Source organism: Sphingomonas oryzagri (assembly GCF_029906645.1).
Taxonomy (GTDB): Bacteria; Pseudomonadota; Alphaproteobacteria; order Sphingomonadales; family Sphingomonadaceae; genus Solisphingomonas; species Solisphingomonas oryzagri.
The window spans coordinates 1-533 of the sequence record NZ_JARYGZ010000009.1 but is presented as its reverse complement, the minus strand read 5'-3'; the positions used below and the strand labels follow the sequence as shown (position 1 = coordinate 533).

General features: G+C 43.3%; 1 protein-coding gene. It reads left to right on the top strand.

Annotated features, from left to right (window positions below; all coding sequences use genetic code 11):
* A partial coding sequence (locus QGN17_RS20870; RefSeq protein ID WP_281046538.1) for a hypothetical protein occupies window positions 1–533 on the top strand: 533 nt, incomplete at both ends.

The following is a 533-nucleotide window of genomic DNA, read 5'->3' as shown; positions in this document are numbered from 1 at the left end:
ACCAATAATGATATTAAGGCAGTGTCCTCTTTTAATGTTTGTTATCAGCTGGGTACAGGTGCAGTAGTGCGCGAACCCAAAACGCTGACGACTCCTTTCTGGGGAACTTACAGCTTTACATTCACTACACCGGTTACAGCTCCCGCAGCAAATACAGACTTAAAGATCTGGATTGAACTGACAGGAGACATGAATCATACCAATGACACGTTGAAAACCAAAGTTGCCGGTTACACAACAAAAACTGCTAAAAAAGTCTTCATGGAAGAAGCTACCGGTACATGGTGCGGCTGGTGCCCAAGAGGATTGGTTTATATGGACTCTATCTACCACAAATACCCAAGCGGTGTTGCAATAGCTGCTGTTCATAATGCAGATCCAATGACTGTGAGCGCTTACGATTCTTACATCAGTTCAATGGTCAGCGGTTATCCTAATATGATTGTTGATCGTATGAATTCTGATGATCCGAGCGGTGCTTTTGATTATTACAGTATGTTGAGTGGCAATTACGGTCTGGCCGACATTACAGT